Below are 19,929 nucleotides of genomic sequence, written 5' to 3' on the forward strand. Positions count from 1 at the left end.
CCACTTTGGAGGACATCATGGCCAGCATCACCCAGATCCCGGGCTACGTCGTCGGCACGTGGGACATCGACGCCACCCACTCGACCGTCGGCTTCTCCGTCCGCCACATGATGGTCAGCAAGGTCCGCGGCTACTTCCGTGAGTTCTCCGGCGAGATCGTCACCGCCGAGAACCCGTCGGAGTCCTCGGTGACCGCGACCGTCGACATGGACTCGATCGACACCCGCCAGGAGCAGCGGGACGCGCACATCAAGTCCGCCGACTTCTTCGACACCGGCAACCACACCGTGATGAGCTTCCGGTCCACCGGTGTCCGCAACCACGGCGAGGACTGGGTCGTCGAGGGCGACCTGACCATCAAGGGCATCACCAAGCCGGTCACCCTGGCGCTCGAGCTCAACGGCTTCGGGCCGGACGCCTACGGCGGCACCCGCGCCGGCTTCTCCGGCAAGACGTCGATCTCGCGCAAGGAGTTCGGCGTGGACATCGACATGCCGATGGACGGCGGCGGCGTCGTCGTCGGCGACAAGATCGACGTCGAGCTCGAGATCGAGGCCGTGCTCCGCACCGTCTGAGTCGTGCCGGCCTCTCCGGGGGAGGCGCGTGCAGCAGGGCCCTGGCGCACGGCGCCGGGGCCCTGCTGCGTTCCCGGGCCGCGCGGGCGGAGGGGACACTGGGGGCATGTCGACCTCCACCCTTTCCCGCGTGCGCACCCGGTTCCCCTCCGCCCTCCTCGCCGCCGTCGGCCTGGCCGTCGGGTTCGGCATCGCGCAGGGCACCGGCGTCCGGGCGCTGGGCGGGCTGGTGCTCGCCGTCTGCGGCGCGGGCGCCGGGTGGCTCTGGTACCAGCGGCGCGGCCTGGCCGTCGCGGCCGGCCTGGCGGTCGCCTACCTGGCGCTGTTCGCGCTCGCCCACGTGCTCTCGCTGGGCCTGGGCTGGCCGGCGTGGCTGGCGGTGGGCCTGGTCACCGCGGCCGCTGCGGCGCTGTCCTGGGTCGTCGCGGACCGGCCGGCGTCCTCCGCCTGAGTGCGGGACCGGTCACAGCCGGTCGGAACAGGAGCGCCGGTCGCGTAAAATGGGAAGGTCTCGGCCCGCAGGGTCGTTTCCACCGACGTGCGCTGAAGCGCGCAGACCCCACGCGAACCCCTGAGGTGCCTCTCCGCATGCCCACCCGTAACGACCTGCGCAACGTGGCGATCATCGCCCACGTCGACCACGGCAAGACGACCCTGGTCGATGCGCTCCTCCGTCAGTCCGGCGCGCTGCACCGGGCCAAGGGCGAGGGCACCGACAACGACTCGACGCAGGACCGGGTCATGGACTCGATGGACCTCGAGCGTGAGCGTGGCATCACCATCCTCGCGAAGAACACCGCCATCCGGCTCGCCGACTCCGAGGGCAACCCGGTCGTCGTCAACATCGTCGACACCCCCGGTCACGCCGACTTCGGTGGCGAGGTCGAGCGCGGGCTGTCGATGGTGGACGGCGTCGTGCTGCTCGTCGACGCCTCCGAGGGCCCGCTGCCGCAGACCCGCTTCGTGCTGCGCAAGGCGCTGGGCAAGGGGATGCCGGTCATCCTCGCGGTGAACAAGACCGACCGCTCCGACGCCCGCATCGCCGAGGTCGTCGACGAGACCTACGAGCTGTTCATGGAGCTGCTCGAGGACTCCGGCATGGACGTCGACGCGCTGGAGTTCCCGATCGTCTACGTCCAGGGCAAGACCGGCCAGGCCTCGCTGAACCGGCCCGCCGACGGCACCAGCCCGGACAGCCCCGACCTGCAGCCGCTGGTCCAGACGCTGCTGGACACGATCCCGGCGCCGACCTACGACGCCGAGGAGCCCCTGCGCGCCCAGGTCACCAACCTCGACGCCTCGCCGTTCCTCGGCCGGCTGGCGCTGCTGCGCATCCACTCCGGTGAGATGAAGCGCGGCCAGCAGGTCGCCTGGTGCAAGACCGACGGCACCATCCAGCGGGTCAAGATCACCGAGCTGCTGATGACCGAGGGCCTCGACCGGACGTCCGCCGACAGCGCCGGGCCCGGCGACCTGGTCGCCATCGCCGGCATCGAGGACATCATGATCGGCGACACCCTCGCCGACCCGAACGACCCGCGTCCGCTGCCGCCGCTGACCGTCGACGAGCCGTCCATCTCGATCACCATCGGGATCAACACGTCGCCGATCTCGGGCAGGTCGGGCAAGAAGCTCACCGCCCGGCTGATCAAGAACCGGCTCGACCAGGAGCTGGTCGGCAACGTCTCGGTGCGCATGCTGCCCACCGAGCGCCCCGACACCTGGGAGATGCAGGGCCGCGGCGAGCTGGCGCTGGCCATCCTGGTGGAGCAGCTCCGCCGCGAGGAGTTCGAGCTGACCGTCGGCCGCCCGCAGGTGGTCACCAAGGAGATCGACGGCAAGCTGCACGAGCCGGTCGAGCGGGTCACCATCGACGTCCCCGGCGACTACGTCGGCACGCTGACCCAGGCGCTCGCCACCCGCCGTGGACGGCTGGAGAACCTCGTGCACCACGACACCGGCTGGGCGCGGATGGAGTACATCGTCCCCTCGCGCGGCCTGATCGGGTTCCGCACCGAGTTCCTCACCGAGACCCGGGGCACCGGCATCCTCAACCACAACCTCGAGGGCTACGAGCCGTGGCTGGGCGACATGCGCGCCCGGCCGACCGGGTCGCTGGTCGCCGACCGCTCGGGTGTGGCGACGACGTACTCGATGTTCTCCCTGCAGGAGCGCGGCCAGCTGATGGTGGAGCCGGGCACCGAGGTCTACGAGGGCATGATCGTCGGTGAGAACTCCCGTCCGGACGACATGGACGTGAACATCACCAAGGAGAAGAAGCTCACGAACATGCGCAAGTCCACCTCCGAGGAGCTGGAGCGGCTGATCCCGCCGCGCATCCTCAACCTCGAGCAGGCGCTGGAGTTCTGTGCCGAGGACGAGTGCGTCGAGGTCACCCCGGGCGCCGTCCGGGTGCGCAAGGTCGAGCTCGACCAGACCATCCGCGGGCGGGCGAAGAACCGGAAGCCCAAGCCCTGACGAAGGACCCCCTTCTCCCCACCCTCCGCGAGCTCAGGGCGGTGCCCTGAAGGGGGCCTGACGCCGTCGTCCCCGCGGGGACGGCGGCGTTCGTCGTCTCCCCCTCTCCCGTGCCGATGATCAACGGCGTGGAGCGCCGAAACGGGCGGTGCAGATGTGTCGGCTGTTGTCGTCCGCTCACGGACCGTGGTGACCGGCCGGGACGCCGGAGCAGATGCCGGCCGTTCCCTCGTGCCGCGTCGGGGTGTCGCGACCGTCGTCCTACGTTCCGGTCAGGAGTGGTGTGCGCGGCAGGGGAAGGCCGCGCACTGCCTGGGGGAACGGCACAGGAGGTCGGGCAGGCCATGGCGATGGAGCGGGCGGCGGGTTTCCGCAACGGGATCGACGTGCGGGTGCGGCTGCGCCGGGAGGGGGCCTCGGCGGACGTCGCCTTCGACGGTGCCTGGTGGCCGCGCAGCCGGCTGCTGACCGTCGAGCTGCCCGAGCTCGTGGCGGCGCTGGCGACGCTCGGTGTCCGGGTCGACCGGTTCACCTACGCGGTGGACGCCTGGGACGAGGCGCCGCCCCGCAAGGTGCCCGTCGCCGGGCGGACCGTGCGCACCGGCGGGTTCCGCAGCATGGACGCCCAGCTCGTCTCGCTGACCGTCGACGACGACCGCCGGCTGGACCTGCTCGTGGTGCCGCCGGAGGCCGACGCGCTGACCGGGGTGCGCGCCCTGCGCTTCGCCAGCCTGCGCGAGGTGTCGCCCAGCGCCAGCCCGCAGCGGGCGCTCGCGGTGGCCGGCTCCTCCCCGCGTCCCGAGGTCGCCCCGCTGGCCGGCGTCCGGGCCGGCTGAGCGCCCGTCACGCCGGCGGCCGGCGGGCGGCCTCGGCGAGGGGGCCGGCCACCCACCGGTCGACCGCGCGCCGGTCCGGCAACCGGACGACGACGAGCTCCGGCCGCTCCTCGCGGACCGCGGCCACCCGGGCCGCCGTGAGCGGGTGGTGGCTCCAGGCCCACCGCACGATGTGCTGCGGATCGGTGACGAAGGTCCACAGCGGCGGTTCGACGTTGCCGTTCCACAGGCGCTCCCGCCGCAGCCGCCGGCGCACGGTCCGGCTGGTCACCTGCCACGTCACCCGCGCGCGGCCGAGGTCCAGCCACACCAGCAGGTCCGCGCGCATCGCGAGCAGGTGCCGCACCCGCTCGTACTGCCACTCGGTCACCCAGGCGTCGGCGGCGCAGAACCGGCGGACGTCGTCCACGAACTCCCGGCGGGGGGTCCACCCCGGCCCGTGGAAGAGGGCGTCGATCTCCACGTGCGGGATGCCGAGCCGGTCACCGATCCGTGCGGCCAGCGTGGTCTTGCCCGCTCCGGACGCCCCGGCGACGAGCACCCGGGCCGGCCGGTGCGGGAGCCGGTCGTCGGGTCCGAGCAGCGTCACCCGCTCACCGTAGGCACCGGGGTGCCGCCGGCCGATCGCCCGGAGGGCCCGCCCCGGCCGGCCCGATCGCCGGCCGCACGACCCGCGGTGCCGGCTCGGTCGGTGGAGCAGCCCCCGCCAGGCCACCGACGTCAGCGGCGGCGGGCCCGCAGCACCTCGTCATCGGGGTGGTGGCCGTCCTCGCCCGCCGGACGCGGCCGGGACCCGGCCACGAGGACCTCCCACTCGCCGGGGTCCAGCACCGCGGCCACGTCAGCGGCGGCGACGAACCGGTCGGCGCCCCACCGGGCCGCGGCTTCCTCGTGGTAGCCGTGCCCGACCCACAGCAGCGTGCCACTCGGCGCGACCGCTGCTGCCAGCCGGGGCAGCAGCACCGCGCGCTGCTCCGCCGTCGGGTGCAGGAAGTGCGCGGTGACCAGGTCGTAGGCGGCGACCGGCGGCTGCCAGTCCTCGAAGGACCCGCGCACCCACTCCACCCGGTCGGTCAGCCCGGCGGCCGCCGCGTGCTCCGCGGCCCGGGCCAGGGCCACCTCCGACCAGTCCAGGCCGGTCACCCGCCAGCCGCGTCCGGCCAGCCAGAGCACGTCGGCGCCCTCGCCGCAGCCGACGTCCAGTGCGCGGCCCGGGGTCAGGTCGGCCGCCCCGGCTGCCAGCGGCGGGTTCACCCGACCGCTCCACAGCGCCGTCGCGGAGCCGTAGCGCTCCTCCCAGGACGCGTGGTCGTGGCCGGTCGACGGGTCGTGCTCGTGATCGTGCTGGTGTTGCTGCACCGGTCCTCCTCAGTTCCGCTGGGCCTGGTCGGCCAGCGCCAGCTCCGGCCGGGGCGGGGGAGCGACCGCCGGTCCCGCCGCCACCGCCCGCCGGACGTCCTCGAACAGCAGGTCGGCGTTGATCGCAGCGCCGGCCTGCAAGCCGGCGGCCGCGGCGGTGATCACCTGCGCCATCAGGTCGGTGACGTTCCCGGCCACCCACACGCCCGGGACGGCGGTCGCGCCGGTCGGTCCGGCGGGCACGGCGCTGCCGACCACGTGCCCGTCCGGCGCCGCCACGTCCTCCGCGGCCAGACCCAGCGACGCCAGCACCGCCGACCGCGCGGTGAACCGGGGTGCGATCACCAGGGCGTCGAGCGGGACCACCCGGCCGGACGCGAGCCGGACGCCGGTCAGCCGGTTGCCGTCGGCCTCCACCGCGGCCACCTGCCCGGTCACCACGGCGATGCCGCGGGCGGCCAGCTGAGTCCACTCCTCGGCGCTTGGCTCCGGGCCGGTGTGCAGGAAGAGGGTCACGTCGGCGCTCCACTGGTGCCACAGCAGCGCCTTGAGCACGCCACCCGGGCCGGTCGCCAGGACGCCGATCGACCGGTCCCGAACCTCCCAGCCGTGGCAGTAGGGGCAGTGCAGGACGTCGTGCCCCCACCGCTCGCGCAGCCCTGGCACGTCGGGCAGCTCGTCGACCAGGCCGGTGGTGACGAGCAGCCGGCGTGCCCGGACCGACCGCCCGTCGGCGAGGGTGGCGCGGAAGCCGCCGTCGTCCTCCCGGGTCGCGGACACCACCTCGCCGCGCACGACCTCCCCGCCGTAGCCGGCCACCTCGGCCCGGCCGGTCGCCAGCAGGTCGCCCGGCGCGGTGCCGTCCCGCCCCAGGTAGTTGTGCATCTCCTCGGCCGGGGCGTTGCGCGGTTCCCCGCCGTCCACCACCAGCACCGACCGGCGCGCCCGGGCGAGGGCCAGCGCCCCGCTCAGTCCCGCGGCCCCGCCGCCGACCACCACCACGTCGTACGTCTCGTCCATGTCCGCTCCTCCTCCGCCGGGTCCGGCCCGGCAGGACGACGGTGCACCCAGAGCCAACCGGTTGACAAGTTCCGTTGCTGGAACGGCAAAATGAGCGGATGGACGACGACCTGGACGGCGTGCTCGACGGGGTGGGGCCGCGGTTGCGTGCGCTGCGGCAGGAGCGGAGCGCCACCCTGGCCGACCTGTCGGCCACGACCGGCATCTCGGTGAGCACGCTGTCGCGGCTGGAGTCCGGGCAGCGCAAGCCGACCCTGGAGCTGCTGCTGCCCCTGGCGCGGGCGCACCGGGTGCCGCTGGACGAGCTGGTCGGGGCGCCGGTGCCGGACGACCCGAGGCTGCACCCGAAGCCGATCGAGCGGAACGGCATGACGATGTGGCCGCTGACCCGCCGGCCGGGCGGCCTGCAGGCGTACCGGGCGCTGATCCCGCCGGGTGACCGGGCCGAGCCGGAGCAGAAGTCGCACGAGGGCTACGAGTGGATGTACGTGCTCTCCGGCCGGCTGCGGCTGCTGCTGGGCGACCACGACCTGGTGCTCGCGCCGGGGGAGGTGGTGGAGTTCGACACCCACGTCCCGCACTGGTTCGGCAACACCGGGGACCAGCCGGCGGAGGTGCTCGTCCTGTTCGGCCCGCAGGGGGAGCGGATGCACGTCCGGGCGCGCCCGTCCCGCCGCTGACCCCGCCATTCCAGCTGGAAAGGCGAGGGCCCCGCCCGGCGATCGCCGGACGGAGCCCTCGGCCTCGATCAGTTCCCGGGCGCCTGCGGACGGCCGGCCGTGGGGGCGCCGGACTGCTCACCGACCGGCGCGACGGCGTCCGGGTCGGCCGGCCGCCCGGCCTCGGCGCGGTGCTCGGCCTCGAGGGCGAGCGCGTCGGCCGACTCCTGCGCGCGGTCCTTGCGGTACTGGCGGAAGGAGTGCACCACCGCGGCGGCCCAGATCAGGTAGATCGCGGCGTAGGCGGCGTAGCGCACCGGGTCCGCGGCGTCGATCCAGTCGCTGCGCAGCAGCGTCCGGGTGTTGGTCAGCACGATCATGCCGCCGACGAGCGAGCCGAGCAGTCGCGGCGGGACGTGCCGCACCAGCCAGGCGGCGATCGGCGCGGCCACCAGGCCACCGAGCAGCAGCGCCAGCACCCAGCCGGCGTCGATGCCCTGCGAACCGAGGGCGAGCAGGAACCCCACGCTCGCGGCGATGGCCACCAGGAACTCCGAGGTGTCGATCGAGCCGATCACCTTGCGGGGCTCCATCCGGCCGCTGGCCAGCAGCGCGGGCGTGCCCACCGGACCCCAGCCGCCACCGCCGGTCGCGTCGACGAAGCCGGCGACCAGGCCCAGTGGGCCGAGGAACCGCTTCCGGACCGGCTTGCCGAGGTTGCGCCGGTCGATGCCGCGCAGGGTGAAGCGGACCAGCAGGTAGATGCCGAGGGCGAGCAGGATCAGCGACATGACCGGGGCCGCGACCTCGGTCGAGAGCGTGGAGAGCACGGTGGCGCCGAGGAAGGACCCGACGGCGCCGGGGACGCCGACCTTGGCGACGACCTTCCAGTCGACGTTGCCGAAGCGCCAGTGGGACAGGCCCGAGGCGAGGGTGGTGCCGATCTCGGCGAGGTGCACGGTGGCCGAGGCGGCGGCGGGGTTGGTGCCGATGGCGAGCAGCAGGGTGGTGGAGGTGACGCCGTAGGCCATGCCCAGGCTGCCGTCCACCAGTTGCGCACCCAGGCCGACGAGGGCCAGCAGGACGAGGGTCTTCACAGATCTACTCCGGGATCGAGGGGACCGGCGCGCGGACGGGCGCCGTGGCCCGTGGAGGGGTGGCTGGGCGGTGCAGAGAACTCAGCAGCCGCGACAGGCCGCGGTGCTGACCCGGAGCAGATCGACGTGCAGTCGACCCACCAGCAGCTCACCCGGAAGTGGCGCCCGGGAGGCTGCGGTCGTCGACACGGCGGCATTTCTACCATCTTGGTGGGATTTGTGTACAACTCCCTCCCGTTCACTGGGACGGGGCCGCCAGCGCGTCGTCACGAACGGTCGCGTACGCGATCACGCCGCCCGCGGCCATCAGACCCGCGCAGACCCACATCGCCGCGCGATAGCCGTCGCTGAACGCAGCCGGGTCCGCGTAGTCGTCGCCGGACAGGCCGACCAGGACGGGCAGCCCGGCGACCGCCAGCAGGCCCGCGGCCCGGGCGACGGCGTTGTTCACCCCGCTCGCCACGCCCGCGAGGTGGTCCGGGGCGGCGCCCAGCACGGTGGCGGTCAGCGGTGCCACCAGCAGCGACATCCCCAGCCCGAACACCACCGACCCGGGCAGCACGTCGGTCCAGTACGAGCTGCGCGCCCCGACGACGGACAGCCACAGCAGCCCGGCGGCCGCGACCAGTGGCCCGACGCTCATCGGCCGGCGTGGCCCGATCCGCTGGGCTAGGGCGCCGGCCCGCGCCGACAGCACGGTGAGCAGCACGATCGAGGGCAGCGTCGCCGCGCCGGCCATGGTGGCCCCGTAGCCGAGCACGGTCTGCAGCTGGAGCGCCAGGAAGAAGGAGAAGCCGCCCATCGCCCCGTACACGGCGAGGGTGCTCAGGTTGGCCCCGGTGAACTGCCGGTCGGCGAAGACGGCGGGCGGCAGCATCGGCTCCCGGGCCCGCCGCTCCTGGACGACGAAGGCCACGGCGGCGGCGACCCCGAGCATTCCGGGCACCCAGACCTGCGGCCGGGCGGGCCCGTCCCCGGCCGCTATCAGCGCCTGGGTGACGCCGCCCAGGGCCAGCGCGCCCCACACCGCGCCCGGGACGTCGAAGCGCCCGCGCCGGGTGGGGTCCCGGCTCTCGGGCACGTGCCGGGTGGCGGCCAGGGTGAGGACGGCGAGGGGCACGTTGATCCCGAACACCCAGCGCCAGCTCACCGCGTCGACCAGGAAGCCGCCGACGAACGGGCCGACCAGTCCGGCCACTCCGCTGAGCGCCGACCACAGCCCGATCGCCCGGGCACGGTCCTGCGGCCGGAACGAGGCCTGGATGATCGCCAGGCTGCCCGGGGTGAGCAGTGCCCCGCCGACGCCCTGCAGCACCCGGGCGGCGATGAGCTGGCCGGTGCTCTGGGCCACGCCGCAGACGAGCGAGGCGAGGGCGAACCAGACCACGCCGACCACGAAGACCCGGCGCCGGCCGTACCGGTCGCCGAGCGCGCCGCCGAGCAGGATCAGCGACGCCAGCGCGAGGGTGTAGCCGGTCACCGTCCACTGCAGCCCCGACAGCGAGGCGCCGAGGTCGGTGCCGATCGCGGGCAGGGCGAGGGTGACCGCGGTGGCGTCGAGGAAGGCCATCGCCGAGGCCAGCACGGTCGACAGCAGCACCCAGCGGCCGGGCGCCGTCCCCAGCGCGACCGGCTCGCCGGCCACCGGGCCGGGCGCCGTGCTCGCGGACGGCGGCACGCCGTCCCTCCTAGCCGACGACCGCGTTGGTGGCGAAGAACGCCAGCGCGGCGACCAGGCCGGCGGCGGGCAGGGTGACGACCCAGGCGACGACGATGCTGCCCGCCACTCCCCAGCGGACCGCTGACAGCCGCCGGGTCGCGCCGACGCCCATGATCGAGGTCGTCGTGATGTGCGTGGTGGAGACCGGGACCGCGAACACGGTGGCCGTGGTGACCATGACGCTGGAGGCCACGGTCTGGGCGGCGAAGCCACCGGCCGGGGTGAGCTGGATGATCCGCCGGCCCAGCGTCCGCATGATCCGGAAGCCGCCGGCGTAGGTGCCGGCCGCGATTGCCAGGGCGGCCGCGAGGACCACCCACAGCGGCACCTCGAAGGTGTCGATCTCACCGGAGGTCACCAGCGCGAGGGTGATGATGCCCATCGTCTTCTGGGCGTCCTGCATGCCGTGGCCCAGCGCCATCGTCGCGGAGCTGACGATCTGCGCGTAGCGGAAGCCGCGGTGCGCCCGGTGCGCGTTGGCCCGCCGGAACGACCACAGGATCAGCAGCATGAACAGGTAGCCCAGGCCGAAGCCCACCAGCGGCGACAGGATCATCGGGATGATGACCTTGTCCAGGATCCCCATCCACTGCACCGAGTGCGCGGCGGCCAGGGCGGCGCCGACCAGCCCGCCGATCAGCGCGTGCGACGACGACGACGGCAGCCCGAAGTACCAGGTGATGAGGTTCCAGATGATCGCGCCGATGAGCGCGGCGAAGACCAGTTGCAGGCCCTCGCTGCCGGTGGGCGCGTCGATGATGCCCTCACCCACGGTCTTGGCGACCTCGGTGGACAGCAGGGCGCCCACCAGGTTCATCACCGCGGCCAGTGCGAGGGCCGCCCGGGGCGTGAGCGCCTTGGTGGAGACGGCGACGGCGATCGCGTTGGCCGCGTCGTGGAAGCCGTTGGTGTAGTCGAACGCCAGCGCGACGACGACGATCACGACCAGCGCGAGGAAGAACCCGTCCATCGGCGGGTCAGGACTCCTTGACCGCGATGGTCTCGACCACGTTGGCCACGTGCTCGAACGCGTCGGCCGCCTCCTCGAGCTGGTCGGCGACCTCCTTGAGCTTCAGGATCTCCAGCGCGTCGAACTCGCCGGAGTACAGCCGGGACAGCAGCCGGCGGTAGAGCTTGTCGGCCTCGTTCTCCAGCCGGTTGACCTCGATCCAGTAGTCGGAGAGGTCCTTCATCGACCGCAGCCGGGGCATCGCCTCGGCGGTGGTCTGGGCGCAGCGCTGCAGCAGTGCCACCTGCTGGCCCATCTCCGCCGGCAGGGTGCCCAGCCCGGTGAGCACGACCAGGTCCGCGGCGGCCTCGATGCAGTCCATGACGTCGTCGAGGTCGCTGGCGAGGTTGTAGATGTCCTCGCGGTCGAACGGCGTGACGAAGCTGGAGTTGACCTGCCGGAAGATGGCGTGGGTCGCCTGGTCGCCGGTGTGCTCCAGGTCCCGCAGCCGCCGGCCCAGCTCTTCGCGCTGGGTGTGCTCGTGCACGAACTCGCTGAGGACGTCGGTGGCCACGACCAGGTTCTCCGCCGACGCGGTGAACATGTCGTAGAAGCTCGAGTCCTTGGGGGTCAGGCGGAAGGCCACGTGGTGCTCCGGGGGTGACGGTGACGACGGTGGTCGTCCTCCGTTGCTCCGGGCGACCCTGGGGAGCATAGGGCTCCTGCCGTTCACCTGCTGTCCACCCCCGTGTCGTAGGACACCCCTTCGGGTCGGGCGTCGCGGGAACCGGAGGGGCTCGGTGGACGACCAGTACGTCGTGCAGTACGCCAGCAGCAGCCGTCGGTCCACGCCGGGGACGGCGGACCGGTGAGGCGGCTGTTCCCCGCCGTCCTGCTGCTGGTGGCCTTCCTCGCGACCGGCGTGGTCACCGCGGGCCCGGCGTCGGCGCACGCCACCGTGGTCTCCTCCTCCCCGTCGGACGGGGAGCGGTTGCAGGAGGCGCCGGCCGAGGTCGTCGTCGAGTTCGACGAGCCGGTCTCGCTCGGCGCCGGCTACGCGCGGGTGCTGGGGGCCGACGGCGAGCGGGTGGACGCCGGCGACGCCGACGTCCGCGGTCGCACCGTGCACGTCCCGCTGCGCGACGGGCTGCCCGACGCCGGCTACGTCGTCACCTACCGGGTGGTCTCCGCCGACTCGCACCCGATCTCGGGTGCCTTCTCGTTCGTGGTGGGCGACGGCGAGCTGCTGCCGGCCGGGACGGCGGAGGCCGGGGACGTCACCGACGCGGGGGTGGCCGCCGTGCTGCCCGCCGCCCGCTGGCTGGGCTTCCTCGGTCTGACGCTGGGGCTCGGGATCCCGCTCGTGCTGGCGGTCTGCTGGCCGGCCGGCTGGGCGCTGCCGCGGCTGCGCCGGCTGGTGTCCACCGGACTGGTGGCCGTCGCCGTCGGCGCGGTGCTGTCCTTCCTGCTACAGGGGCCGTACGCGGCGGGCAGCGGGCTCGGCTCGGTCGCCGACCCCCAGCTCCTCGGCGCGACGCTGGACTCGGCCTACGGCTTGACCCTGCTGGCCCGCGTGCCGCTGGCGGCGGCGCTGGTGGTCCTGCTCCGCGCTCCGCGCCGCGGCGGGGCGCCCGGTCCGGCGGTGCTGGGGACGGCGGCCGTGCTCGGGCTGGGCCTCGTCGTGTCCGTCGCCGCGGTCGGGCACCCGGTGGCCGGGCCGCTGCCGGGTCTCGCCGTCCCGGTGACCGCCGTGCACGTGGCCGCGATGAGCGCCTGGCTGGGCGGGCTGGTCGTGCTCGTGGCCGGGGTGCTGCACCGGGCGACACCGACCGGGGAGCTGGTCGCCGCGCTGCCCCGGTGGTCGCGGCTGGCCGGCGGGCTGATCGCCGCGCTCGTGGTCACCGGGGTGCTGCAGTCCGTGCGCGAGGTCGGGTCGGTCTCGGCGCTGGGGCAGACCGAGTACGGCCGGTTGCTGATGGCCAAGGTCGCGGTGGTGCTCGTCGTGCTGGTGGCCGCGCTGGTGAGCCGCGACTGGGTGCAGCAGCGGCTGGGTGAGGGGCGCCGTCCGCGCCGGCGGGTCGTGGCGCAGGCCTTCGCCGAGGGCGCCGACGAGGAGCCTCCTGACTCGGTGGACGTGCTGCGCCGTTCGGTGCTCGTCGAGCTCGCGGGTGCCGCGGTCGTCCTCATGGTGTCCGCCGCGCTGGTCGGCACACCGCCGGCGCGGGCGGCCGTCGCGACACCGGTCGAGGTGACCCTGCCCCTGCAGTCGGCCAGCAGCGAGGAGGGCAACGGCAACGTGCAGGTCTCGCTCGACCCGGCCCGGGTGGGGCCGACCTCCGTGACCCTCCACCTGCACGACGACGCCGGAACGCTCATCCAGCCCGAGCAGATCACGGCCTCGCTGACCGAGCCGGAGCAGGAGATCGGCCCGCTGGAGCTCGACCTGGCCCCCGCCGGCCCCGGCCAGTACGTCGCCTCCCCGTCCCTGCCGACCGCCGGTGACTGGACGCTGACCGTGACCGTCCGGCTGGACGAGTTCACCGCCGTGACCGCCCGCACCACCTTCCCGGTGCGCTGAGCGCACCCCCGAGACCGAGGAGTTCCGTTGTCCCCGACCCCGTTCCGCACCGCGCGCCGCCTCGGCGTCGTGCTGCTCGCCGCAATCACGGCACTGGCCGGCCTGCTCGCCGTCGGCGCGGGCGTCGCCTCCGCGCACGTGACGGTGTCCTCGGCCGACGCGGCGCCCGGGGGGTACGGGAAGCTCACCTTCCGCGTGCCCAACGAGAGCGACGCCGCCAGCACCGTCGGCCTGCGCATCCAGCTGCCCACGGACACGCCGCTGACCTCGGTGCGGGCGCAGCCGGTGCCCGGGTGGACGGTCACGCTGACCCGGGGCCAGCTCCCCGAGCCGGTCGAGATCTCCGGCGAGGAGGTCGACGAGGTCGTCTCGGTGGTCGAGTACCGGGCCGTGGACGGTGGCGGCGTCGCGCCCGGGCAGTTCCAGGAGTTCGCCCTGTCCGGCGGGCCGTTCCCGGACGCCGACAGCCTGACCTTCAACGTGGTGCAGAATTACAGCGACGGTAGCGAGGTGGCGTGGATCGAGCCCACCATCGAGGGCCAGGGCGAGCCCGAGCACCCGGCGGCGGTGCTGTCACTGACCTCGGCGGACGGCGGCACGACCGACGCGCACGGCGGCAGCACGGGCAGCGGCACCGCGGGGACCGGGGCCGCGTCCGACACGGACGACGCCGCTGACGGTGGGGACGGCCTGGCGGTGACCGCGCTGGTGGTCGCCGTCCTCGGGTTGGTGACCGGGCTCACCGGTCTCGTCCTCGGCCTGCGGGCGCGCCGACGTACCGTGTCCTCGTGACCTCCCGACGCGGCCTGCCCGCCCTCGTCGTGGCCGCCGGCCTCCTGCTGACCGGGTGCGGTGGTGGCGACGCCCCGGCCGCGGCCGCCACCGAGGGGCACGACCACTCCGGCGGCGAGGCCCCCGCGACGGTCGAGGACACCGGTGGCCCCTACGAGGGCCTGCACCTGCAGGACCCGTACCAGAAGCCGCAGTTCACCCTCACCGACACCGCGGGTGCCCCGTACGACTTCCGGGCGAGCACGGCGGCGGGGCCCACGCTACTGTTCTTCGGCTACACGAACTGCCCCGACGTCTGCCCGACCACGATGTCCGACGTCGCGGTCGCCCTGCGCAAGGTCGACCCGGCCGTCGCGGCGCAGACCACGGTCGTGTTCGTGACCACCGACCCCGCCCGGGACACCCCCGAGGTGCTGGCGGAGTACCTGGACCGGTTCGACAGCGACCTGCCCACCTCGTTCGTCGGACTCGTCGGCGACCAGGCGCAGATCGACCAGGCGCAACTGGCCGCCGGAGTGCCGCAGGCGGTGGACGGCGGGCAGACCCACTCGACGCTGCTGCTGCTCTACGGCACCGACGGGGAGGCCGACGTCGCCTTCGACGCGGAGAACACCGGCGCGGACATCGCCCACGATCTGGCCCTCGTCGCGTCCCGGTGACCCCTGGGGGCGGGAGTCGTCCCGCGAGGCACAGCTGCAGCGTGACGGACGCCTCACTCCGCGTGTTCTGACGGACACGCCGCGACGCAAATTACAAGTCTGCAACTCGGTGTTCGAATGGCTGCCAGACCGATCCGGGGTCGCGGGGCGCCGGACACGATCCGAGGGGCAGGCGTATGGGCTCGAGGCAGGCCGGGACCACCATCGGGACCCCTGTCTCCAGCACCCTCCACCGCCGCCGTCCGGTCGCCCTGCTCTGCGCGCTGGTCGTCGGCGGGGTGATCGCCCTCCTCGGCAGCCAGGCGCCGGCCACCACGCGCGCGGAGGAGCCCACCCTCGCCGCTGAGCTGGCCGCCCACAACGCCGCGCTGTCCGACGAGGAGCTGGTGACCCCGCAGGCAGCGATCAGCGAGGTCGAGGCCCGCGCCCGCCTCGAGCAGGTGGCCACCGCGCGGGCCGAGCGCCAGGCAGCCGAGGACGCCGCCGCGGCGGCCGCCGCCGCTGCCGCGGAGGCCGCCCGCCCCAAGGTCGTGGCGCCTGTCGACGGCGCCCGGCTGACCTCCTGCTTCTGCATGCGCTGGGGGACCATGCACTGGGGCATCGACCTGGCCGCTCCGATGCTCACCCCCGAGTACGCCGTCGAGGACGGCGTCGTGCTCCGCGCCGGGGCGGCCAGCGGCTACGGCCAGGCCGTCTACATCCTCGGTGTGAGCGGCGACGTCACCGTCTACGGCCACATGGAGGAGATCCAGGTCGACGCCGGCGACGTCGTCGAGGCCGGCGAGCAGATCGCGCTGCTCGGCAGCAGGGGCCAGTCCACCGGCCCGCACCTGCACTTCGAGGTGCACTCCGGCGGCATGAACGGCAAGCGGGTCGACCCGGTGAAGTGGCTGCGCGCCCAGGGCGCCGACATCTAGGACCACCCGGCTGCCATGCTGGGGTCGTGGGCCTGGCGGGCGGCCGGGCGACCGAGGACTCCAACCGGCGGATGCTGCGGGCGCGCGACGCGATGGACCGCCGCTACGCCGAGCCGCTCGACGTCCCGACGCTCGCCCGGGTCGCGCACGTCTCCGAGGCGCACTTCATCCGGACCTTCCGCGCCACCTTCGGCGAGACGCCCAACCGGTACCTGCAGCGCCGCCGGGTGGAGCGGGCGATGTGGCTGCTGCGGAGCACCGACCGCACGGTCACCGACGTCTGCATGAACGTCGGTTTCTCGAGCCTGGGCACGTTCAGCCGGGTGTTCCGCGAGATCGTCGGCGAGTCGCCGAGCGTGTACCGCCGGCGCGGGCCGCTGGCCCCGGTGCCCAGCTGCTTCGGGATGCGGTGGCTGCGGCCGAGCACCGCAGTTTCGGAGAAGCACGGGGACGGCGGCGGCCCCTAGCGTCCTGGCCATGTTGAACTCGATCTCGATCACCTCCCTGTACGTGCTGGACCAGGACGAGGCGCTGGACTTCTACGTCGGCAAGCTCGGCTTCCAGGTGCAGACCGACCAGCAGTTCGGGCCGATGCGCTTCCTCACCGTCGTGCTGCCGAGCGACCCGGGGCACGCGGTGCTGCTGGAGCTGCCCGCCCCGCCGTCGGTGAGCCCGGAGATCGCCGGCCAGGTGCGCGACCTGGTCAGCAAGGGCGCCGGCGGCGGGCACCTGTTCTTCGCCACCGACGACGCGCACAAGACCCACGCCGAGCTCGAGGAGCGGGGCGTGGAGCTGCCCGAGCAGCCGATAGTGCAGCCCTACGGCATCGACTTCGGGTTCCGCGACCCGTTCGGCAACTCCGTCCGGGTCGCCCAGCTCACCCCGCCGCCCTCCGCCGGCTGACCGCCGTCGCCGCATGGCCGCCTCCCTCGCGCTGTGCCGCGAGGGAGGCGGGAGCACGGCGCGGGAGCCCGCGACACCGCACCCGGTGGGGGACCCCCTCACCGGGCGCCGTCCGCCGGGCTGTATCGTTCTCCACGGCCCGGGCACACCAGACGGGCCGGCACCAAGGGGCTGTGGCGCAGCTGGTAGCGCACCACACTGGCAGTGTGGGGGTCAGGGGTTCGAGTCCCCTCAGCTCCACCCCGATGACCAGGCCGTTCTCCTTCTGGAGGGCGGCCTGAGTCGTCTCTGGTTGCAGTTGTGGTTGCAGTTTGCCTGCCCTTACCTGTCAGCAGCAGGGCGCCCATCCGGTCGGCGGCCTCGCGGGCGAGCGCAGGCATGACGTGGCTGTAGGTGTCCATGGTCGTGCGCATCTGGCTGTGGCCGAGCAGCTCCATGACCACGCGCGGGTGAACGTTCTCGCTCAGCAGCAGAGTGGCGGCGGTGTGCCGGCCGTCGTGCAGCCGGACGTGGCGGACGCCGGCCTGCTGCAGCAGCCGCGTCCAGTCGTCGTAGTCGGTCTTCTTGTCGATCGGCCGCCCGTTCGCCTGGGCGAAGACCAGGTCCTCGTCGTGCCATTCGGAGCCGGCCAGCATCCGCTCGCCGAGCTGGGCGGCCTTGTGCCGGTGTAGTTCGGCGACGAGCGGTAGCGGGAGCGCCAGGGTGCGCTGGCTGCGCTTGCTTTTGGGCTCCTCGTAGATCAGGCCGCCGCCGCGGACGCGGTAGATGCTGCGCCGGACCGTGAGGGTGTTGTTGAGCAGGTCGATGTCCTTCCACTGCAGCGCGAGGGCTTCGGACTGGCGCAGGCCCAGGGCCAGCGCGACGGTCCAGCGGGCGGAGTTGCGGACGGTGGCTGCGGCCTCCAGGACGGCCCGGGCCTCGTCGAGATCGAGGGCGGTCGCGAGGTCGCTCTGTCGCTGGGCCGGGGGGTCGACGAGGGCGGCGACGTTGCGTGGGACGTGCCCTCGCTGGACGGCGACGGTGAGCGCCCGGGACAGGATGCGGTGTTGCCGGAGCACGGTGGCGGGGGAGAACCCGTCGTCGAGTAGCGCCGTGTAGAGCTGGTCGAGGTGCTCGGGACGCAGCCGGTCGAGACGGTGCCGGCCGATGCCGGGGATCAGGTGCTTGCGGACGGCCGACTCGTAGCTCTCCAGGGTCCGCTGGCGCACCCGGCGCGGGGCGATGGTGGTCAGCCAATGCTCGAGCCACTCGGCGACGGTCGGGGTCGACGTCTCGCCGACCGTTCCGGACTCGCGCTTCCGCTCGAGCTCACGGACCTTCGCGACCACGACCCCGCGGCTCTTGCTGCTGACGTGCCGGCGGTCGAGTCTGCCGTCGAGCGTGAACCCGACCGAGACGTAGCCGTGCCAGCGCCCATCGGCGCCCTTGTAGATCGTCGACTCGCCGTTCGACGCGCGGCCCGCCATCGGCTACCCCTTGGCACTCACTCGAAGGCTCAGTGTCCCGGAGCGCTTCGCCGACGGGCAGGCGCGCTGTGGATTCACGCGGCGTCGGGCGAAGGCTGTGCAGGAGACGGGAGAGCCTGGAGCCGGCGCACGTAGCGCTCGACCTCTGCCTGGGCGATCCGGCAGCAGCGGCCGATGTGCACGGGACGCAGCTCCCCGCTCTTCATAAGGGCGTACACCGTCGTGCGACCGATGCGGAGGACCTGCGCGGCCTCTTCGGGAGTGAACAGCAGCCGATCGGCGGCCGTGACGTCCCGAAGCGGCTGTGGATCACCCATCTCGACATCTCCCGATCAGGCGCGTGTCGCGGCGTGAAGCTGGCCCTACGACGGTGGTGGAGCGGCCTGCCGAACATCTCCAGTCCGTCTCCAGTCGACGATTGCGGTCGTTGCCGCTGGGGACTGGAGACTCGAGCGGCGGCCCCCTGCCCACCGGAGAAGTCGTGAAGCCTGGGGTCAGCGCACATCGAGTGCGCCGGTCAGGTGAGCGCGTCTCCGGTAGGCCTCCAGTACGGGTTGTAGTGCCCGTGCCAGGGCTGGCAGGTCGCGGTCGTAGACACGCCCTTCGTTCAGTTGGCGGGCGAGCCCGTCGAGCAGTCGGGGCCAGTCGCGGCGGGTGGGCACGAGAGGAACCTGGACCTCGACGCGCCGCTCGATGACCGCTACCGCTGACAGGCCCGAGTCCGCGGCTCTGGACTGCTCCCAGGCGCGGTGCCGGCAGGTTGCCGAGCACCACTTCGGAATCGGTCCGCGGCTTCGCGGCATGATCGGCCCGCCGCACCATGCGCAGGCCGTCGCCGCGGTCCTCCGTTCGGGACCGTGCCCGTCCGCTGGAGCTGGGGCCGGGCGAGCGCTCGGGGTCGTCCGCTGGGCTTGCGGACGCCGTTGCCGCTCGCGCTGCCGCTGTCGGGCTCGGTGTTCGGGAGTGCCGCTGGTTCCCATGCCGTCCAGGTTCCGGACGAAGCTCCAGTAACCCGTCACCACGAATCGGCAGACCCCGGGTGCATGAGGTGTGATGCCTCGTGATCTTGGAGTCTCCAGTGCTGCTCGACCCGGGGCGGTGGCTCCGCGAAGCCCGGTCACGAGCGATCCCTGCTGGAAGCCGGACTTAGGCCTCGGGCTCCTCGCTGTCCCTGAAGGCGGCCTATGGGACACCGGCGCGGTGGCCGCTTGAGTAGGCACCTCCGCCCTAGTCTCCACCGACATGAGCGTCAGCCAGCGAAGCGGGCCCACATGTCGAATCCCAAGCTGATCGCCGCAGGCCTCCTGGTCCCCATCGGCATTGCCCTTACGGTGTGGCAAGTCAACATTCAGCCCGCAGGAGCAAGTGACCGAGGCGAAGCGCTGCTTATGGGGGACCGAATAGTTGCGCGCATTGACGGGAAGACTGTGAGGGAGAATCAGGCAATGTTTGCCCTCGACACCCCCCTGGAGGTCGTGCGAGAAAGGGGTTGCGAGACCCAAGTCACCCTCTCGGACGACCAGTACCCGTTGACTGACAATGTTCTCGCCCTGGAGGTAGACGGCGAAGCCGTCTGCGTGCCAGAACACCAGACCGTGGCCGTCGGAGACCTTCGCATCAAGGCGGAGAGTCTTATCGAACACCGCGAAGCCCAGGGTGAAATCTTGACGTATCCGAACGGTGTCCCGATCGACTTCCGACGGATTAGCTATTGGGTTGAGCCTAGCTGGATCGACAAGCTCCAGATCGCAGTTGGCGGTGTGCTTAGCGGTCTGGGCGCGGGGGTGGTGGGCACCTGGTTTTGGCAGGGTCGACGGCGGCCGACCCCGTAAGCCGACCGCATGCTGACGGCATCACACTGGTCCGGCAGACATGCCGGCCACGATCAGTGATCGGAGAATGGTGGCGTCAGGACATCGAG

General features: G+C 73.0%; 21 protein-coding genes, 1 tRNA gene and 1 pseudogene. 13 read left to right on the forward strand and 10 right to left on the reverse strand.

Annotation, left to right across the window (positions count from 1 at the left end; all coding sequences use genetic code 11):
- Positions 1 to 17: 17 nt before the first annotated feature.
- The 4 genes from HL189_RS02385 (at position 18) to HL189_RS02400 (ending at position 3,889) form a co-directional block, all read left to right on the forward strand.
- Positions 18 to 575 (forward strand): YceI family protein, encoded by a 558-nt coding sequence (locus HL189_RS02385; protein ID WP_369132100.1) that lies wholly within the window; start codon positions 18 to 20, stop codon positions 573 to 575.
- 106 nt (positions 576 to 681) lie between these two features.
- Positions 682 to 1,026: a hypothetical protein gene (locus HL189_RS02390; protein WP_369132101.1), complete on the forward strand. Its 345-nt coding sequence runs from the start codon at positions 682 to 684 to the stop codon at positions 1,024 to 1,026.
- 137 nt (positions 1,027 to 1,163) lie between these two features.
- The gene (gene typA / locus HL189_RS02395; RefSeq protein WP_369132102.1) at positions 1,164 to 3,053 is read left to right on the forward strand and encodes a translational GTPase TypA; all 1,890 of its coding nucleotides are present in this window, start codon (positions 1,164 to 1,166) and stop codon (positions 3,051 to 3,053) included.
- 344 nt (positions 3,054 to 3,397) lie between these two features.
- Complete coding sequence (locus tag HL189_RS02400) at positions 3,398 to 3,889, forward strand: DUF5994 family protein (RefSeq protein ID WP_369132103.1); 492 nt, start codon at positions 3,398 to 3,400, stop codon at positions 3,887 to 3,889.
- Between the two features lie 7 nt (positions 3,890 to 3,896).
- Here the strand turns inward: HL189_RS02400 and HL189_RS02405 are convergent, their stop codons facing one another.
- The 3 genes from HL189_RS02405 to HL189_RS02415 all read right to left on the reverse strand — a co-directional run bounded on the left by HL189_RS02405 (position 3,897) and on the right by HL189_RS02415 (position 6,268).
- Positions 3,897 to 4,478, reverse strand: coding sequence for a hypothetical protein (locus HL189_RS02405; RefSeq protein WP_369132104.1), 582 nt, complete (start codon positions 4,476 to 4,478; stop codon positions 3,897 to 3,899).
- Between the two features lie 131 nt (positions 4,479 to 4,609).
- Complete coding sequence (locus tag HL189_RS02410; protein WP_369132105.1) at positions 4,610 to 5,248, reverse strand: class I SAM-dependent methyltransferase; 639 nt, start codon at positions 5,246 to 5,248, stop codon at positions 4,610 to 4,612.
- 9 nt (positions 5,249 to 5,257) lie between these two features.
- Positions 5,258 to 6,268, reverse strand: a complete 1,011-nt coding sequence (locus HL189_RS02415) for an NAD(P)/FAD-dependent oxidoreductase (RefSeq protein ID WP_369132106.1) — start codon at positions 6,266 to 6,268, stop codon at positions 5,258 to 5,260.
- Between the two features lie 98 nt (positions 6,269 to 6,366).
- Between HL189_RS02415 and HL189_RS02420 the strand changes: the two genes are divergently transcribed.
- Positions 6,367 to 6,948: a helix-turn-helix domain-containing protein gene (locus tag HL189_RS02420; protein ID WP_369132107.1), complete on the forward strand. Its 582-nt coding sequence runs from the start codon at positions 6,367 to 6,369 to the stop codon at positions 6,946 to 6,948.
- A gap of 68 nt (positions 6,949 to 7,016) precedes the next feature.
- On the opposite strand, the gene HL189_RS02425 is transcribed toward HL189_RS02420, so the two are convergent.
- From HL189_RS02425 to HL189_RS02445, 5 genes are all read right to left on the reverse strand, one after another.
- On the reverse strand, positions 7,017 to 8,024 hold the full coding sequence (locus tag HL189_RS02425; RefSeq protein ID WP_369132108.1) for a sulfite exporter TauE/SafE family protein: 1,008 nt from the start codon (positions 8,022 to 8,024) through the stop codon (positions 7,017 to 7,019).
- Between the two features lie 81 nt (positions 8,025 to 8,105).
- Complete coding sequence (locus HL189_RS02430) at positions 8,106 to 8,294, reverse strand: putative leader peptide (protein ID WP_369132109.1); 189 nt, start codon at positions 8,292 to 8,294, stop codon at positions 8,106 to 8,108.
- On the reverse strand, positions 8,263 to 9,702 hold the full coding sequence (locus tag HL189_RS02435; RefSeq protein ID WP_369132110.1) for an MFS transporter: 1,440 nt from the start codon (positions 9,700 to 9,702) through the stop codon (positions 8,263 to 8,265). The genes HL189_RS02430 and HL189_RS02435 overlap by 32 nt, the downstream gene beginning before the upstream one ends.
- A gap of 10 nt (positions 9,703 to 9,712) precedes the next feature.
- Positions 9,713 to 10,714 (reverse strand): anion permease, encoded by a 1,002-nt coding sequence (locus HL189_RS02440; protein WP_369132111.1) that lies wholly within the window; start codon positions 10,712 to 10,714, stop codon positions 9,713 to 9,715.
- 7 nt (positions 10,715 to 10,721) lie between these two features.
- Positions 10,722 to 11,339, reverse strand: coding sequence for a DUF47 domain-containing protein (locus HL189_RS02445; protein ID WP_369132112.1), 618 nt, complete (start codon positions 11,337 to 11,339; stop codon positions 10,722 to 10,724).
- A 222-nt stretch (positions 11,340 to 11,561) separates the two neighbouring features.
- On the opposite strand from HL189_RS02445, the gene HL189_RS02450 reads away from it, so the two are divergent.
- The 7 genes from HL189_RS02450 to HL189_RS02480 all read left to right on the forward strand — a co-directional run bounded on the left by HL189_RS02450 (position 11,562) and on the right by HL189_RS02480 (position 16,782).
- Positions 11,562 to 13,271: a FixH family protein gene (locus tag HL189_RS02450; protein ID WP_369132113.1), complete on the forward strand. Its 1,710-nt coding sequence runs from the start codon at positions 11,562 to 11,564 to the stop codon at positions 13,269 to 13,271.
- 27 nt (positions 13,272 to 13,298) lie between these two features.
- Positions 13,299 to 14,063, forward strand: a complete 765-nt coding sequence (locus HL189_RS02455) for a YcnI family protein (protein ID WP_369132114.1) — start codon at positions 13,299 to 13,301, stop codon at positions 14,061 to 14,063.
- Complete coding sequence (locus HL189_RS02460; protein ID WP_369132115.1) at positions 14,060 to 14,722, forward strand: SCO family protein; 663 nt, start codon at positions 14,060 to 14,062, stop codon at positions 14,720 to 14,722. The genes HL189_RS02455 and HL189_RS02460 overlap by 4 nt, the downstream gene beginning before the upstream one ends.
- A gap of 176 nt (positions 14,723 to 14,898) precedes the next feature.
- Complete coding sequence (locus HL189_RS02465; RefSeq protein ID WP_369132116.1) at positions 14,899 to 15,639, forward strand: M23 family metallopeptidase; 741 nt, start codon at positions 14,899 to 14,901, stop codon at positions 15,637 to 15,639.
- 26 nt (positions 15,640 to 15,665) lie between these two features.
- Positions 15,666 to 16,106 (forward strand): helix-turn-helix domain-containing protein, encoded by a 441-nt coding sequence (locus HL189_RS02470; protein ID WP_369132117.1) that lies wholly within the window; start codon positions 15,666 to 15,668, stop codon positions 16,104 to 16,106.
- Positions 16,107 to 16,116: 10 nt separating this feature from the next.
- A complete protein-coding gene (locus HL189_RS02475; protein WP_369132118.1) occupies positions 16,117 to 16,542 on the forward strand; it encodes a VOC family protein in 426 nt (141 codons plus the stop codon).
- Positions 16,543 to 16,709: 167 nt separating this feature from the next.
- Positions 16,710 to 16,782: transfer RNA gene (locus HL189_RS02480), tRNA-Ala, on the forward strand.
- Positions 16,783 to 16,979: 197 nt separating this feature from the next.
- Here the strand turns inward: HL189_RS02480 and xerC are convergent.
- Positions 16,980 to 18,008: pseudogene (gene xerC, locus HL189_RS02485) on the reverse strand (tyrosine recombinase XerC); the annotation flags it as partial.
- Between the two features lie 74 nt (positions 18,009 to 18,082).
- Positions 18,083 to 18,325: a helix-turn-helix domain-containing protein gene (locus HL189_RS02490; protein WP_369132119.1), complete on the reverse strand. Its 243-nt coding sequence runs from the start codon at positions 18,323 to 18,325 to the stop codon at positions 18,083 to 18,085.
- 1,128 nt (positions 18,326 to 19,453) lie between these two features.
- On the opposite strand from HL189_RS02490, the gene HL189_RS02495 reads away from it, so the two are divergent.
- On the forward strand, positions 19,454 to 19,840 hold the full coding sequence (locus HL189_RS02495) for a hypothetical protein (protein WP_369132120.1): 387 nt from the start codon (positions 19,454 to 19,456) through the stop codon (positions 19,838 to 19,840).
- Positions 19,841 to 19,929 lie beyond the last annotated feature (89 nt).

Origin of the sequence: Modestobacter sp. I12A-02662 (assembly GCF_041028325.1) — a bacterium.
Taxonomy (GTDB): Bacteria; Actinomycetota; Actinomycetes; order Mycobacteriales; family Geodermatophilaceae; genus Modestobacter.